15 protein-coding genes and 1 riboswitch are annotated in these 16526 nt (G+C 44.5%); of the genes, 7 read left to right on the top strand and 8 right to left on the bottom strand.

Annotated features, from left to right (window positions below; genetic code table 11):
- Positions 1–49 precede the first annotated feature (49 nt).
- The 6 genes from pbuG to mneS form a co-directional block, all read right to left on the bottom strand.
- Positions 50–1372 carry a hypoxanthine/guanine permease PbuG gene (gene pbuG, locus RAC86_RS22790; RefSeq protein ID WP_377886051.1) on the bottom strand — a complete coding sequence of 441 codons (1323 nt, stop codon included), beginning with the start codon at positions 1370–1372 and terminating at the stop codon, positions 50–52.
- 135 nt (positions 1373–1507) lie between these two features.
- Positions 1508–1609, bottom strand: a riboswitch (purine riboswitch).
- A gap of 143 nt (positions 1610–1752) precedes the next feature.
- Complete coding sequence (gene guaA, locus RAC86_RS22785) at positions 1753–3294, bottom strand: glutamine-hydrolyzing GMP synthase (RefSeq protein WP_003244399.1); 1542 nt, start codon at positions 3292–3294, stop codon at positions 1753–1755.
- 162 nt (positions 3295–3456) lie between these two features.
- On the bottom strand, positions 3457–5670 hold the full coding sequence (locus tag RAC86_RS22780; protein ID WP_029726593.1) for a DUF4129 domain-containing transglutaminase family protein: 2214 nt from the start codon (positions 5668–5670) through the stop codon (positions 3457–3459).
- A gap of 21 nt (positions 5671–5691) precedes the next feature.
- Positions 5692–6888 carry a DUF58 domain-containing protein gene (locus tag RAC86_RS22775; RefSeq protein ID WP_167407935.1) on the bottom strand — a complete coding sequence of 399 codons (1197 nt, stop codon included), beginning with the start codon at positions 6886–6888 and terminating at the stop codon, positions 5692–5694.
- Entirely contained in the window at positions 6888–7850 is a 963-nt protein-coding gene (locus tag RAC86_RS22770; protein ID WP_134991986.1) for an AAA family ATPase, read from the bottom strand. The genes RAC86_RS22775 and RAC86_RS22770 overlap by 1 nt, the downstream gene beginning before the upstream one ends.
- A gap of 150 nt (positions 7851–8000) precedes the next feature.
- Positions 8001–8873 carry a manganese transporter MneS gene (gene mneS, locus RAC86_RS22765; protein WP_015382984.1) on the bottom strand — a complete coding sequence of 291 codons (873 nt, stop codon included), beginning with the start codon at positions 8871–8873 and terminating at the stop codon, positions 8001–8003.
- A 72-nt stretch (positions 8874–8945) separates the two neighbouring features.
- Here mneS and RAC86_RS22760 point away from each other — a divergent pair, with 72 nt between their 5' ends.
- From RAC86_RS22760 to RAC86_RS22730, 7 genes are all read left to right on the top strand, one after another.
- Complete coding sequence (locus RAC86_RS22760) at positions 8946–9233, top strand: hypothetical protein (RefSeq protein ID WP_167560236.1); 288 nt, start codon at positions 8946–8948, stop codon at positions 9231–9233.
- A 37-nt stretch (positions 9234–9270) separates the two neighbouring features.
- Positions 9271–10680, top strand: a complete 1410-nt coding sequence (gene gabP, locus RAC86_RS22755; protein WP_014479049.1) for a GABA permease — start codon at positions 9271–9273, stop codon at positions 10678–10680.
- A 151-nt stretch (positions 10681–10831) separates the two neighbouring features.
- Positions 10832–12373 carry an outer spore coat copper-dependent laccase CotA gene (cotA, locus tag RAC86_RS22750; protein WP_377886050.1) on the top strand — a complete coding sequence of 514 codons (1542 nt, stop codon included), beginning with the start codon at positions 10832–10834 and terminating at the stop codon, positions 12371–12373.
- A 97-nt stretch (positions 12374–12470) separates the two neighbouring features.
- On the top strand, positions 12471–13460 hold the full coding sequence (locus RAC86_RS22745; protein WP_173613950.1) for a DUF4003 domain-containing protein: 990 nt from the start codon (positions 12471–12473) through the stop codon (positions 13458–13460).
- Between the two features lie 12 nt (positions 13461–13472).
- Positions 13473–14288, top strand: a complete 816-nt coding sequence (locus RAC86_RS22740; RefSeq protein WP_121572541.1) for an alpha/beta fold hydrolase — start codon at positions 13473–13475, stop codon at positions 14286–14288.
- An 82-nt stretch (positions 14289–14370) separates the two neighbouring features.
- Complete coding sequence (locus tag RAC86_RS22735) at positions 14371–14580, top strand: cold-shock protein (protein WP_003234008.1); 210 nt, start codon at positions 14371–14373, stop codon at positions 14578–14580.
- 189 nt (positions 14581–14769) lie between these two features.
- Positions 14770–14928, top strand: coding sequence for a hypothetical protein (locus RAC86_RS22730; protein ID WP_014479044.1), 159 nt, complete (start codon positions 14770–14772; stop codon positions 14926–14928).
- Positions 14929–14961: 33 nt separating this feature from the next.
- Here the strand turns inward: RAC86_RS22730 and RAC86_RS22725 are convergent, their stop codons facing one another.
- Entirely contained in the window at positions 14962–16008 is a 1047-nt protein-coding gene (locus tag RAC86_RS22725) for a PD40 domain-containing protein (RefSeq protein ID WP_038428510.1), read from the bottom strand.
- A 65-nt stretch (positions 16009–16073) separates the two neighbouring features.
- A complete protein-coding gene (gene walM, locus RAC86_RS22720; RefSeq protein WP_003234013.1) occupies positions 16074–16445 on the bottom strand; it encodes a cell wall metabolism protein WalM in 372 nt (123 codons plus the stop codon).
- Positions 16446–16526: the final 81 nt, after the last annotated feature.

The raw sequence follows: 16526 nt of genomic DNA, 5'->3' as shown, positions 1-16526 counted from the left end.
TCTTTTGCAACAAAAAAACCAGCTGCACCGGCAGCTGGTTTTTCATTCCTTATTTTAAGAAGAGAAAGTACAGGACAAATACAACAAACAGCCCGTACATGATTGGATGAACCTCTTTGGCTTTTCCTTTGCACACCATCGTAATCGGATAGAAAATAAATCCGATGGCAATACCAGTTGCAATGCTGTACGTTAACGGCATCATGATCATGGTAAGGAAAGCAGGAACGGCCACCTCGAACTTATCCCAAGCGATTTTGCCAAGCGGCGCCACCATCAATGCACCAACAATAATAAGCGCCGGTGCTGTTACATTTGACGTAACGACTGATAGGAGCGGCGAGAAAAACGTAGCCAGTAAAAAGAGAATCCCTGTTACAATTGCGGCAAATCCTGACCGGGCACCCGCAGCGACACCTGAGCTTGATTCCACGTAAGAAGTTGTTGTAGACGTACCAAGCACGGCACCGATCACAATCGAAGATGAATCAGCTAAAAGCGCACGGCCCGCTCGCGGCAATTTGTTTTCCTTCATTAAACCAGCTTGTGTTGCCACAGCAACAAGTGTACCAGCTGTATCAAAAAATCCGACAAACAAGAATGTTAAAATAACGATCAGCATTTGTACAGAGAAAATATCCGGGAGGTGAATCCACGCTTGTCCGAAAGTCGGCGCAAGGCTCGGCACACTGCCGACAATTTGAGTCGGAACCGGAACCAAACCGAAAATCATGCCGGCAATCGCTGTTAACAGCATCCCGATAAACACGCCTGCGTTCACGCGAAGCACCATTAAAATAACCGTGACAATCACACCGAAAATCGTTAACAGCACAGGACCGCTGTGAATGTTTCCGATCGTGACGAGCGTAGAAGGATTTGCAGTAATGATTCCTGAGCCTTGTAAGCCAACGAATGTAATAAACAGGCCGATCCCCGCACCGACTGCCAATTTCAGCTCAGGCGGAATGGCGTTGATGATTTTTTCACGAAAACCTGTTAAAGAAAGAGCAACGAAAATAAGACCTGAAATAAAAACACCGGACAAAGCTGCCTGCCATGAAATACCCATACCAAGGACAACAGAAAACGCAAAAAACGCGTTCAGCCCCATACCCGGCGCAATGGCAATCGGATATCTCGCTATTAATCCCATTAAGATACATCCTGCTGCAGACGCCAGCGCTGTCGCCGTAAAGACTGCACCCTGGTCAATTCTCAGCGCCTCCGGAAAATCTTTCACGCTCTCCAAAGCAAGCGTAATCGGATTGACGAACAAAATATATGCCATAGATAAAAAAGTCGTTAACCCGCCAATGATTTCATTGCGATAGCTGGTGCCCAGCTCATCAAACTGAAAATACTTTTTCAAGCTATTTGACTCCCTTCACTCTTTGCTATTTATTCTGTCCTGAAAACGCCAAATAAAAAACGTCCCAATACATTTTGGGACGCTTGACTACAGACGGATTTCAGTTTGAATAAATAAACGTGTTTTATTTATATCAAACGAAAGAAATGTTTACGTAGTCAAGCCATTTACGGTAGCTTGGTAGAGACTTGCGAGCCATATTCCCGCGATTATACGAATTCATCTTATTTGATTTCTGTGTCTATTGTACCAAGTTCATTTTGAAAAAACAATACAAAAAGCGAACAATAGTCGCACAAAATCGGATTTTGTTCGTAATAAACAAATAAAACCATCTTCCCGGCAAAATTGCCAAAAAGATGGTTTCCATTAATTGATTCTTATTCCCACTCAATCGTCGCAGGCGGCTTACTTGTAATATCGTACACCACGCGGTTAATGTGCTTCACTTCGTTTACGATACGTGTCGAAATGACTTCAAGCACATCCCACGGGATACGTGCCCAGTCAGATGTCATGCCGTCTATTGATGTAACGGCACGGATTCCGATTGTGTAATCATATGTTCTTGCGTCACCCATAACACCAACGCTGCGGATGTCAGGAAGAACAGTGAAGTATTGCCAGATATCACGCTCTAAGCCGTGATTTGCAATTTCTTCACGCAAGATTGCATCTGATTCACGAACGATTTCAAGTTTTTCTTCTGTTACTTCGCCAAGAACGCGGATTCCGAGTCCCGGTCCTGGGAACGGCTGACGCCATACGATTTCATCCGGAATGCCGAGCTCTGTGCCAAGCGCGCGCACTTCGTCTTTGAAGAGCGTATTTAACGGCTCGATCAGCTCAAACTGCATGTCTTCAGGAAGTCCGCCGACATTGTGGTGAGATTTGATCGTTTGCGCCGTTGCTGTACCGCTCTCGATGATATCTGTGTAAAGCGTACCTTGTGCAAGGTAGTCGATGCCTTTGAGCTTGTCCGCTTCATCATCAAACACGTAAATGAATTCATTACCGATGATTTTGCGTTTTTGCTCAGGATCAGAAACGCCTTTTAGTTTGTTTAAGAATCGATCTTTTGCGTCTACTTTAATCACATTCATGTTAAAGCCTTCGCTGAATGTTTTCATAACACCCTCAGCTTCACCTTTACGGAGAAGACCATGGTCTACAAAGATACAAGTCAGCTGGTCGCCGATCGCTTTATGAATCAAAACAGCAACAACAGAGGAATCAACGCCGCCGCTTAGCGCGCAAAGAACCTGTTTGTCTCCGACCGTTTCACGGATTTTTTGCATTTCGATTTCGATAAAGTTCTCCATTGACCATTCGCCTTCGCATTCGCAAACACCGAATACAAAGTTTTTCAGAAGATCATTGCCGTATTCAGAGTGGCGCACTTCCGGGTGGAACTGAACGCCATACCATTTTTTGTCCGCTTTGCTCATTGCTGAGTTCGGACAGTGATGGCTTGTCGCGTCAACAGTGAAGCCTTCAGGAACTTCTACAACCAAATCGCCGTGGCTCATCCAAACCACTTGTTCATTCGGAAGATCTCTGAACAAATCAGGTGTGCCTTCGATGCGGATGTTTGCTTTTCCGTATTCACGCTGGCTTGCCGCTTCAACTTTACCGCCAAGGTAATGAGTCATCAGCTGCATGCCGTAGCAAATTCCCAAAACAGGAATATCAAGCTCGAAGATTTTCTCGTCACAGCGGAAAGAGTTTTCATCATACACACTGTTTGGACCGCCGGATAAAATAATTCCTTTTGGATTCATTTTTTTAATTTCTTCAGCCGTCAATGTATGTGGATGCAGCTCGCTGTAAACACCGAATTCACGGATACGGCGTGTAATCAGCTGGTTATACTGACTGCCGAAATCAAGGACAAGAATCATTTCATTCACTAACTTTGTCATGGTTGTCACCTAATCTCCTCTAAGTTTTTTGACACAGAAAAAAACGAGGACAGATATGAAGCTCGCTCCGCCCTCTTTGGCAAGGCCGTTTGCCGGAGTCAGGCCAACTCGCTCCCAGACTCCGATAATATTCACTAATTCTAACAACACGTTGATAAGCGGTCAAGACCATCTTCTTTTAATTAAATTTTCCCATAACTCTCTGGAATCATTCCAAAGCACTGAAGAATCTTCGTTTCTGTAAAGCGCCCTTTCATAGCTTAATGTCAGCTTTGACATGTCTTCTATGTCGTATTTTTCATCGATCCGTTTTGCATAATCACGCAGCGTTTCACTGCCTCGTTTCGGCAGCCCTTTTCTCTTCAGTTGTTTCAGCAGCGCGTCATATGCCTCAAAAAACGCGTGCTGATCGCTGCGCCGCTTCAATTTCCTCACGGCGAAAACAGGAATCCATAATGAGCGGAAAACATACAGCAATACAGCTGCCACCAAGAGGACTGCAAGAACCGCAAGCGCTGCATACAAGCCTGCACCGGCATTAGTATGCGAAGCGGACGGCTTTTTAGAAACAGCTGGCTCCCGCTTTTCCTTTTGTTTTTCCTCTTTTTGCGGCTGTTTTTTCTCTTCTTTCTGTTTCTCTTTTGCTTTCTTCGGCGAGCTGCTGTTATCGCTGCCGGAGTCCTTTGTTTCAGAAGAAGTAAATTGAGCCGGATTTGTAAACCCTTTAGTCGGCTCAAATGTAACCCAGCCCTGTTCCGGGAAATACACCTCTACCCAGGAATGGGCGTTGTTATTTGTCACTTCGTAGATGCTGCCGTTTTTGTTTCCTGCTTCTTTGTATTCGCCAGACGTATAACCCTTTACCCAGCGGGCCGGAATGCCGGCCGAGCGCAAGAGCACCACCATGGCGGAAGAAAAGTTATCACAATAACCCATTTTCGTTTCAAAGAGAAATTGATCGACATAATCTTCATCATTCTTAGGAATGGTCACGTTTTCTGTTTCATAGGTGAACGCATTTGACCCCAAATAGTCCTCAACCGCTTTCACCTTATCAAACATATTGTCGTGATCCTGAGTCAGTTTGATCGCAAGGGTTCTCACCCGCTCTGGCAGTGAATCTGGAAGCTGCATGTAGCGATCGCTGAATGTGTATTCCTCACTGTTTTTTCTCACTTTTACCTTTCTCAGTTCATCCAGCTTATAAACCGGGGAATTGTACGTTACAGTATAATTCCCCATATTTCTGATTTCACCAGCTTGTTCACTGATCGGAGAAATTTGCTCCGTGTTGCCGTTCATTTCAAGTGAGACAGCCTGCTTTGGCTGAATGGTTTCCGCACCAATCGGATACATCAGATGGTTATACCCGTAGTGCTTATCGACTTTTACACGGACGGTGCGGCGCTCTGTCGCAACCTTATGGTCAAACCACAGATTTTCAACTTTTCCATTGCTAAGCTGATACGACATGCCTGTGTCTGTTTCAATCCAGCCTTTTCCGGTATACGTGTCCTTCGTTTCCACACGGAAATACGTACGCTCTTTTCCCTGCCATGTAAAAACAGGTGTAGCATCCTGCTGGAACGGGCCGCCGAGTGATTCATCATGATTCCCGTATCCGATTTTGCTTTCCCCTGCAGACACGCGGTCTTGATGAGTGATTTTTTTAAGAAAAGGCACCGGATCAGGCCAGGCCGGCTCTGATTTTGGAGCGGCGAGTCCGAATCCCGTTGCAGCCAAAACCAATACAGATAAAGGAAGAAACCATTTCAGGACAGATGTTTTTGGCAGTGTGATTCTTTCCATCAGCTTAATGCGTTCCAAGTATAAAAGGCCCAGCATAAAGAAGCCGATCAGCACGATACGGATGACGGCAAAAGTGGCATCATATGGCGTAAAGGTATCAAGAATCGTAATATACGCTACTGTCATCAAAAAGAAAAACAAGATTCTTCTCTGGTAAATCACCCAATAATGCAGGAGATAGACCAGCAGCCACAGCAGCACAAAAAACAGCAGGGTCCGAAATGAAGGAATCATGTCATTCCATTGCCCTGATTGAATCAGCGTGATATTCAGATAGACATCCTGCAAAAAAGAGCTGACCCAGCTCAGGTCGAATATAGATCCTTGATAAAACAGGATGTGTATCGAGATCAATGTAAATATGACACAAAAAGGAACGGTGACAAACCACCTCATCCTGAAAAAAGTCAGCAGAAACGTCAAACCGATAAAGACACTAAAAAAGCCTGTATGTTTCGTTTCAGTAAAACTGTCAAGCGGTCTGAGCCACTCCCACAGCAATAAAAAAGCCAGAAAATAAAATAACAGCAAGCTCAAACGGCTTCCCTTGTGATCATCGTGCGGCATGTGAACCAGTCACCTCTCTTTCTAAACAACACGCGAAACTCGCCCGCCCCTCATGACCCGAACTCTGACTTGGCGTTTCATCATGCGTTCAATCATGACATTTTCAGCTTGAGAGAGCTCAGCATCTTTCTCTTTTGCCAGTATCACCGTAACCCGGCCGCCTCCTATTTCTGCGAGGTGCAGCATATCTTCCGTTAACTGTCCCGTGACAACAACTTGATCAGCTTGGCGAACAGATGGCTTTCCCAGCTCTTCCCGTGCATATCGGCTTATCGGGTCTGCCGCATCACAATGAGCGATGGCTAAATGCCGAAGCATGTGCTTAAAATGCTGATCCCCTTCCTGAATAGGGAAAATGTTTTTTTCCTTCCCGATGGAAGCCAGACCAGCACCCGCGTCGTTTTTTAAAACAGAATGAAGAATAGAAGCTGTCACTGAAACGACCTCTTCGAATGCGTCTGAGGAAAAACGGTCCATCAGCAGAAACAGATTTTTGCTGCGAGAAGGCTCAAATTCCTTCGTCATCAGCTGGCTCCGCCGTGCAGATGTCTTCCAATCTAACGCAGCAAACCGGTCTCCCGGCTGATAATTCCGCACACTTGCTGCGACTGAGGAATGGTGCTGATGAATAGGAGAAGAACCGCTTACACCGTCTTCCTGATGCCTCTCATTCACCTGATAGGAAAAACGCTGATAGAATGGATAAACAAACAAGGTATCATCCAGCTCAAAAAATGCTGTTTTTTCAATCAAGCCAAGAACATCCCCGGTTCGCACCCTGACAGAATGAAAGTGATGCTCTCCGCGCGGTACCCGAGCTAATTCATACGACATCGTCATGCTCCGTTTAAACCAAGGAAAAACGAGCCGTTTGGCCGCGGCTCCGTCTCGATTTAATGACTCGATACCTTCTGGCAGGCAATCTTCAATCACCATATACATCAGGGGGAATGGCAGCTTTCTTCTCAGCGTAACCGTTACGCCCAGCCTGTCCCCCGCATGCAATTGTGTTTTATCCATTTGCCTTGAAGCCTGAAAAGAACGGAGCGGATACAAGGCCAACAGCCCGGCATACAAGACAAAAGGGAGAAACGCGTAAAACAAAAACCAGCTGACAAAGCCGCCCTGAAACATCGCATAAGAAAAAACAGCAGCCGTCAATAAAGTTAATATAATCAGCTTCCAACCATATATGAGCCATTGCCATTTCTTATTCATCAGCGGACCGACGACCTTTGAACCGGCACCTTCACAGCTGACATGATCTCCCTTACGATCGCTTCTGCCTGAATCCCTTCAAATTTTGCCTCAGGATGAAGCATCATCCGGTGCGGCAGCGTGAAAGGAGCTAAATATTGAATATCATCCGGTATGACATAGTCGCGATGATGCAGCAGCGCGTATGCCTGTGCCGCTTTCATGAGGGCGATTGAGCCGCGCGGACTGACGCCTAATTGAACAGAAGGATGCTGTCTCGTTTTCTGCACAATTTCAACGATATATTCCTTAATGCTGTCATCAGCACGGACATTTTGCACTTCCCTCTGTAAATGGATGAAGTCTTCTTTTGCAATAATCGGCTCAAGCGTCTCAATCGGATGGCTTTTTTCCTGAAGAGATAAGACGTCAAGCTCTTCATTAAAGGACGGATAACCCATCCGAAGTTTGAATAAAAAACGGTCAAGCTGGGCTTCCGGCAAAGGATAGGTTCCTTCATATTCGACTGGGTTTTGCGTTGCCATCACAAAAAACGGATCGGCAAGCTGCATCGTATGGCCATCTACCGTGACGCTTCCCTCTTCCATCGCTTCGAGCAAAGCCGACTGTGTCTTCGGAGAGGTACGGTTGATTTCATCGGCCAGCACGATATTTCCCATAATCGGGCCGGGACGATATTCAAACTCCATCGTTTTCGCATTATAGATAGATACCCCTGTTACATCAGATGGCAGCAAATCCGGAGTGAATTGGATTCTTTTGAAATCGGCGCCGATTGACTTTGCCAGCGCGCGGACCATCATCGTTTTTCCGACTCCGGGTACATCCTCAAGCAGCACATGCCCTTTGGCAAGAAGGGCTGCTAAGCTGAGTATGGCAATGTCTCGTTTTCCAACCATTACTCTATTAATATGTTCAACTGCTTTCCCCAGCAAAGGATGCAGGTCTTCTCGATATGCCATTCTTTTCCTCCTAGTCATCTACAAAATTCATCATAATGTAACCTAACTTTACCACAAAAAGCAATCTGTATAAAAAAACGATTCAAGCAAATTGTTTCCAATAAAGCTGGCCAAAACACACAAAAAAGCTTCCTGTGACAGGAAGCTCCATTATTTGTGTTCTAAAGGCTCCATATGAACATGCGAATAATCAATCGCATGCTCCTCCTTCATTCTCCGCTCAATTTCATTGGCTATATCGTGGCTTTCCGTAATATTTAAATCTGCCGATACCTCAACCACCACATCAACATGAACCGTGCTGCCCAAGTATCTTGCTTTTATGTCTTTTAAACGGCTCACACCGGAGATTTTTTCGATTGTCTGTTTATAAGCGGAAATGTCCTTTATGTCGAATCCATCTGTCAAAGAGTGAGATGACTCTTTAAAAATATCCCATGCGGTCTTGCAAATAAGCAGACCGATCACAAACGCAGTGACCGTATCAATCCAAGCAAGATGGAATTGAGCAGCCACAATGCCGATAAATGTGCCGATACTGACGAATGCGTCTGATTTATTATCAGCAGCCGCAGCAAGGAGCGCCTGGCTCTTCACCTTTTTGGCCAGCCTTTTATTGTACCGATAAACGATCAGCATCAGGACTGCCCCGCCCGCTGCCGTCCAAGCCGCAATCATATCCGGCGTCTCTTGTTTAGCAGAAAAAATAGATTCTCCGGCGCTGAACAGCACTTGCAGTCCGACAACCATCATAATAAACGATGCGATAAGCGATGCAATCGTTTCCGCTCGAAAGTGGCCGTATGGATGATCTTCGTCAGGAGGCTTTTGAGAGATGCGCAGGCCAATCAGCACAGCAACAGAAGCAATAATGTCAGTTGTGTTATTTAATCCGTCTGCCGTAAGTGCTTCCGAGTGAAAAAGATAACCGATGATCAGTTTAATTGCGGAAAGAACAAGATAAGCGGCAATGCTGACCAGCGCTCCGGATTCTCCCTTTTTCAGTTCATCATATCTCTCCATACAAAACCTCCTCTCGCTCACATTTTCCTATTATTATCTTACAAAGCTGAACCGCAGTGGGTCTACAGAAACATGCTTCACCCGCCACAGAAAAATAGTGGCGATGGAACACTTTTTCTCTCATCCAATTTATTTGCTCCGCCAAAAAGCCCATCAGATCCAATGACACCAGCGCTTCTCGCATTCTATCGAATTGTAAATAGTACACAAAATTACACAGCGAATAAAAAACGAAACATTTTTTCCACACATTCGCTGAAAGCGCAAACAAAACACTACAAATTTGAAATAAGCTGGTATATTTTCTTACACGAATTTTCGACAAACTGTATATTTATGATAGAGTTTCAATTATCATAATATTCAGTAATGATTGCATTTTAAAAGGAGGTAACTTATGAACCAGTCTCAATCAGGATTAAAAAAGGAATTAAAGACCCGCCATATGACAATGATTTCGATTGCCGGTGTAATCGGAGCCGGCCTATTTGTAGGCAGCGGTTCAGTGATTCACTCGACCGGTCCGGGTGCCGTTGTTTCTTACGCGTTAGCCGGATTATTGGTGATTTTTATTATGAGAATGCTCGGTGAGATGTCTGCCGTAAACCCGACGAGCGGATCGTTTTCTCAATACGCTCACGACGCCATCGGACCGTGGGCAGGATTTACAATCGGCTGGCTGTACTGGTTTTTCTGGGTGATCGTCATCGCGATCGAAGCCATTGCTGGTGCTGGCATTATTCAATACTGGTTCCATGATATTCCGCTGTGGCTGACAAGTTTGATCTTGACCATTGTGCTCACCCTGACAAACGTCTACTCCGTTAAGTCTTTCGGTGAGTTTGAATATTGGTTCTCCCTCATTAAAGTTGTGACTATCATTGCTTTTCTAATCGTTGGTTTTGCCTTTATTTTTGGCTTTGCACCGGGCAGTGAGCCAGTCGGTTTTTCGAATCTTACAGGCAAAGGCGGATTTTTCCCGGAGGGCATCAGCTCCGTATTGCTCGGCATTGTCGTTGTCATCTTCTCTTTTATGGGAACTGAAATCGTTGCCATTGCAGCAGGGGAAACATCCAACCCGATCGAATCTGTGACAAAAGCCACCAGATCCGTTGTATGGCGCATCATCGTCTTTTACGTGGGCTCAATCGCCATTGTCGTGGCGCTGTTGCCATGGAATTCAGCAAATATTTTAGAAAGCCCTTTCGTCGCTGTACTTGAGCATATAGGAGTGCCCGCAGCCGCACAGATTATGAACTTTATCGTCCTCACAGCCGTACTCTCTTGCCTGAATTCAGGTTTGTATACCACATCCAGAATGCTGTATTCACTTGCAGAAAGAAACGAAGCGCCGCGCCGTTTTATGAAATTGAGCAAAAAAGGCGTTCCCGTACAAGCCATTGTGGCCGGGACATTTTTCTCTTATATCGCGGTCGTAATGAACTATTTTTCACCGGATACCGTCTTTTTATTCTTAGTCAACTCATCAGGCGCAATCGCTTTACTCGTCTATCTTGTCATCGCCGTTTCCCAGCTGAAAATGCGGAAAAAACTTGAAAAAACAAACCCAGAAGCATTGAAGATCAAAATGTGGCTCTTCCCTTTCCTAACCTACTTGACCATCCTCGCCATTTGCGGAATTTTAGTGTCCATGGCGTTTATTGATTCCATGAGAGACGAGCTGCTGCTGACAGGCGTCATCACGGGAATCGTTCTGATTTCTTACCTTGTGTTCAGAAAACGCAAGGTGAGCGAGAAAGCGGCTGCCAACCCAGTCACACAGCAGCAGCCCGATATCCTGCCTTAATGCTGATCAAATCCTAAACGGCCTGCCGTTTAGGATTTTGTTATTTTCTTCTTCGGGCGGGCTGCAGCACGAAGATTTTTTGTAACCATCACGTCCTTATTGTCATTAACTATAGTACCAATTTGGAAAATTTAGATAAGGACAGATGAAAATGACACTTGAAAAATTTGTGGATGCTCTCCCAATCCCAGATACACTAAAGCCAGTACAGCAATCAAAAGAAAAAACATACTACGAAGTCACCATGGAGGAATGCACCCATCAGCTCCATCGCGATCTCCCTCCAACCCGCCTGTGGGGCTACAACGGCTTATTTCCGGGGCCGACCATTGAGGTTAAAAGAAATGAAAACGTATATGTAAAATGGATGAATAACCTTCCTTCCACGCATTTCCTTCCGATTGATCACACCATTCATCACAGTGACAGCCAGCATGAAGAGCCAGAGGTAAAGACTGTTGTTCATTTACACGGCGGCGTCACGCCAGATGATAGTGACGGGTATCCGGAGGCTTGGTTTTCCAAAGACTTTGAACAAACAGGACCTTATTTCAAAAGAGAGGTTTATCATTATCCGAACCAGCAGCGCGGGGCTATATTGTGGTACCACGATCACGCCATGGCGCTCACCAGGCTAAATGTCTATGCCGGACTTGTCGGTGCTTATATCATTCATGACCCAAAGGAAAAACGCTTAAAACTGCCTTCAGACGAATACGATGTGCCGCTTCTTATCACAGACCGCACGATCAATGAGGATGGTTCTTTGTTTTATCCGAGCGCACCGGAAAACCCTTCTCCGTCACTGCCTAATCCTTCAATCGTTCCGGCTTTTTGCGGAGAAACCATACTCGTCAACGGGAAGGTATGGCCATACTTGGAAGTCGAGCCAAGGAAATACCGATTCCGTGTCATCAACGCCTCCAATACAAGAACCTATAACCTGTCACTCGATAATGGCGGAGAGTTTATTCAGATTGGTTCAGATGGAGGGCTCCTGCCGCGATCTGTTAAACTGAATTCTTTCAGCCTTGCGCCTGCTGAACGTTACGATATCATCATTGACTTCACAGCATATGAAGGAGAATCTATCATTTTGGCAAACAGCTCGGGCTGCGGCGGTGACGTCAATCCTGAAACAGATGCGAATATCATGCAATTCAGAGTCACAAAACCATTGGCACAAAAAGACGAAAGCAGAAAGCCGAAGTACCTCGCCTCATACCCTTCGGTACAGCATGAAAGAATACAAAACATCAGAACGTTAAAACTGGCAGGCACCCAGGACGAATACGGCAGACCCGTCCTTCTGCTTAATAACAAACGCTGGCACGATCCCGTCACAGAAGCACCAAAAGTGGGCACAACTGAAATATGGTCCATTATCAACCCGACACGCGGAACACATCCGATTCACCTGCATCTAGTCTCCTTCCGTGTATTAGACCGTCGGCCGTTTGATATCGCCCGTTATCAAGAAAGCGGGGAATTGTCCTATACCGGTCCGGCTGTCCCGCCGCCGCCAAGTGAAAAGGGCTGGAAAGACACCATTCAAGCGCATGCAGGTGAAGTCCTGAGAATCGCGGCGACATTCGGTCCGTACAGCGGACGATACGTATGGCATTGCCATATTCTAGAGCATGAAGACTATGACATGATGAGACCGATGGATATAACAGATCCCCATAAATAATCCGACAAACTTGCCTCTAGCAGGCAAGTTTTTTCTTTATGGAACCTTTGGCCCTATTTATCGTATTACGTAAAAACAGCAAAAGGAGCTGCTTTTTATGCTGACACACGACCTACATGAAAAAATAAAGCAATACATTTCCATTTATGCTGAATTAAAATCAAAATTAAAAATGAAAGTTTCACACGATCAGATATTAATGCTCATTTCTTCTGCATATATTGTGAATAAAAGAGAGTTTGATTTTCAGCGCTTTTATGATTTGAGCAGCTATATCAAATCAAACATCGGCAGCTTCTCAACACTCAATTCACACCACCGCTTTACTGTTGCATCTATTCTGGACATTCATTTTCAGCATGAGGCAAAACAAACATTTCATACTTTTATCGATGTATACAATGAAATGGTGAAGCTAGGATATAAGCGGGATATGTTCACATACCTTTCCGCTCTGATCTTGCTCACCGGAAAATCTGAAACGACAAACCAAAAAGAACAGATGAACATGGGGCTAGCAGTTTATCAGCAGATGAAGAAAAATCATTATTTCCTCACTTCAACTCAGAATGTTCCGCTTGCCGTACTGCTTGGAGAAAACGGAGAAGGTTTGCAGGCGCTACAGAAGGCGGAAACATGCTATCAGCTGCTGGCGGCCAACGGCTTTAAAAAAGGACAGTACTTACATCAGGTCAGCCATATTCTGGCCTTGCAAAGTGAAAAAGAGCCCGAAATGCTTATTTCCGCTTGCAAACAGATATATCAATCGATCACTGAATCTGTCAAAAAACCAAAGGATTATCATTATCCAGACCTTGCTCTCCTCACATTTCTGGAAGAGCCAGATATCAAAACCGTTTTCTGCATCACTGACGAATTAAACCAGGAAAAAGCTTTTAAATGGCAAAGGGAAATGAACTTTAAAATTGCTGTCAGCCTCTATCTCAGTGAGCATATGGAGAAAAATCTGCTGATGGAATCAGGACTATACACCGCTATCGAAACAGTCATTCAAGCGCAGCAGGCAGCCGTGACAGCTGCCATCATCAGCTCAACAGCAGCCAGCCATACTCATGATGGAAACTAAAGGAGGAGAAACATGCCATACATCACATTAGAAGATCAGACACGCCTTTACTATGAAACACACGGGAACGGGACGCCGATCCTGTTTATACATGGGGTGCTGATGAGCGGACAATTTTTCCACAAACAATTTTCGGCGCTTTCTGCCAATTATCAATGTATTCGTCTTGATCTTAGAGGACACGGCGAATCTGACAAAGTGCTTCACGGCCACACCATTTCCCAATATGCCCGTGACATAAGGGAATTTCTAAATGCAATGGAGCTTGACCATGTCGTTCTTGCCGGCTGGTCAATGGGCGCTTTTGTCGTATGGGATTATCTCAATCAATTTGGGAATGATAATATTCAAGCCGCTGTGATCATCGATCAATCCGCTTCCGACTATCAATGGGAGGGCTGGGAACACGGTCCATTTGATTTTGACGGCTTAAAAACAGCGATGCACGCCATTCAAACTGACCCGCTGCCTTTCTACGAAAGCTTCATCCAAAATATGTTCGCAGAACCGCCTGCCGAGACCGAAACAGAATGGATGCTGGCAGAAATCCTCAAACAGCCGGCTGCCATTTCTAGCACGATTTTATTTAACCAAACGGCCGCTGATTACCGGGGCACCCTCCAAAACATCAATGTGCCGGCATTGCTGTGCTTCGGGGAAGACAAGAAATTTTTCTCTACAGCAGCCGGGGAACACTTGCGCAGCAATATTCCGAACGCGACACTCGTTACCTTTTCTAAAAGCAGCCATTGCCCGTTTTTAGAAGAGCCAGATGCTTTTAACAGCACACTCCTCTCCTTTTTAGATGGGGTTATTGGAAAGTCATAAAGAAAAAGGAATTAGGAGATTAGGGAAAAGTATGAGACAATAAGAAATGTGCAGTAAAATACATGAGGGAAGAAGTGACTTTATGTCTTACTATAACAAACGAAATCAAGAACCGCTGCCAAAAGAAGATGTGAGTACTTGGGAATGCACAAAAGAAGACTGTAATGGCTGGACCCGAAAAAACTTCGCCAGCAGTGATACGCCATTGTGCCCTTTGTGCGGAAGTAAAATGGTCGACGGCATCCGTTCATTAGTGAATCTCCAAAACAACAGCCAAACGAAAACAAGCTAGTTCTTCCCTATAACAAATGCAGTCTCCTGCAAGCAAACAAACCCCGAACGGAGACAAAATTCTATATTTCAGAATAAAAGCCTCTTATTGCAAGAGGCCAAATACGAAGAAAGAAGCCCAAAACTGTAAACGTTTAGGGCTTTTTCGTCTGCTTTAATGGTATAATATGGATGTAAGAGGAGGGATAACGTGATCTCAAACCAGCAGCAAAAAGACTTGAAAAAAAGAGCTGCGTTCAAAAAGCTGAATGTTGCAATGAACTCATATGTTGAACTTCTGTTTTTGTCGATGCCGCTAATCCATTTTTTTAAATGGCTCGGATCATTAGCCCTGCACCTCATCCATTAAAAAAGCCACTCAGCTTATGCCGAGTGGTTTTTATTAGTTAATCACAGAAAAGCTGTTGATGATGCCGTTCGGATTTTCCCATACTTTTTTGAAGGTCTTATTTTCAAGGCTATAGGAATAAATCGTCCGCACCTTAGCTTCACGCCCTGTTTCGTCCTTCAGCTTTTTAGCCCCCTTGGCTTCGGCAAGAAAATAAATGTTCTTTCCATCCTTAGAGAACTGAGGCTGTGCGTCAATTAACAGCTTAAATGATTTTTGATTTGAGATGATGCTTTCATATTTTTTCGTATCCGCATTGAGCATTTGAATAGAAGCGGTTTGCTCCGTTCCTTTTTGCGTATATGATGTGAATAAAATACGTTTATCATCATCAGAAACAGCAATATCGCTGATAAATTGGTTCAGGCTTTTCAGCTCATTAAAATTATGTTGGCGGCCTTCCGCAAAATGAATCGTTGTCGGTTCGGGGTCGATGCCCTTTTCGTTTGCTTCATCTGTTTTCTTGTAGTCTTCTTCTACAGAATAATGAAGCAATACAAATGAATCATTTTTTTGGTTATAAAAGAAGCTGCTGACGGTGTTATCCTGATCATTAGCGGCAGGATAAAGATTTTTGTACTTTTTCGTTTTCAGATCAAAAGCGGCGATCCGAAAATTGCTTTCGTCCGCTTTTCCTAAGCGGAAATAGATGGTTGAACGGTCCTTTGATAAAAACAAACTGTCCGCACTCTCCGCGCCTTTATAAAGCACCGTCTTTTTATTAGACTTTAGATCCAATTTAAAAAGCCTCATTTCATTCTGTTCATTATTGCCCGTATAATAGAGCACCTGCTGTTTTTGATCCAAGGCAAATGCCGGATAGCTGGTCAGCTTCTCCTCATGGATCACCTTGTCATTTTCATAATACTTTGTCAGCAGATCCGTATCTGTAATTGAAACCAGCAGCTCATCACCGCTTTCGGTATTGACTGAAACATCAGCAGCCTTCTCATGGCCTTTATCCTTTGCAAGATAAAACGCAACCCCCGCGGCAGCTGCCGCTATTATCACTGCTAATAATAATATGATTCTTTTTTTCATCTTTTATCTCCACCAATAGAAAAAGCAAGAATGTGACTTCTTGCTTTCCAGATTATATATGTACATTAATAGCTGTAATGCCCCGCTACTTTACCTTTGCTTAATGGATATCCAAGCGCTTTAAACGCTTTAGGGCTAACATCCAGCACTGCATTAGGCATTCTGCCAACATCATTTTTATAAACCGTAATCACCTTTTTAGGCTTCGCTTTTGCATAAGCTCTGATTTTTGTCCCGTTTCTAGGAACATCAAATCCGATTTTGGTCGCACAATCCCAATGTCCAAGTTTCTTACCTGAAGAGCCTTTTTTCCCGACTCCATTATACCAAGTAATATTTCCGTTCACATGTTTCGCACTGGCATCTGATGAAAAACTAAAAGCTCCCAAAGTACTTCCTACTAAGATAAAAGCGGCTAAAATGACTTTCTTCAACATTTCGTCCCCCTGTTTGTTAACATCTAGGAAGATTATACACGATCAACCAGCTATTTTTTATTTCAATATCCTTACAGTAAT

The organism is Bacillus sp. LR_5 (assembly GCF_042709275.1).
The sequence above is the reverse complement of the archived record's forward strand: the minus strand, read 5'-3'. Positions and strand labels throughout refer to the sequence as shown.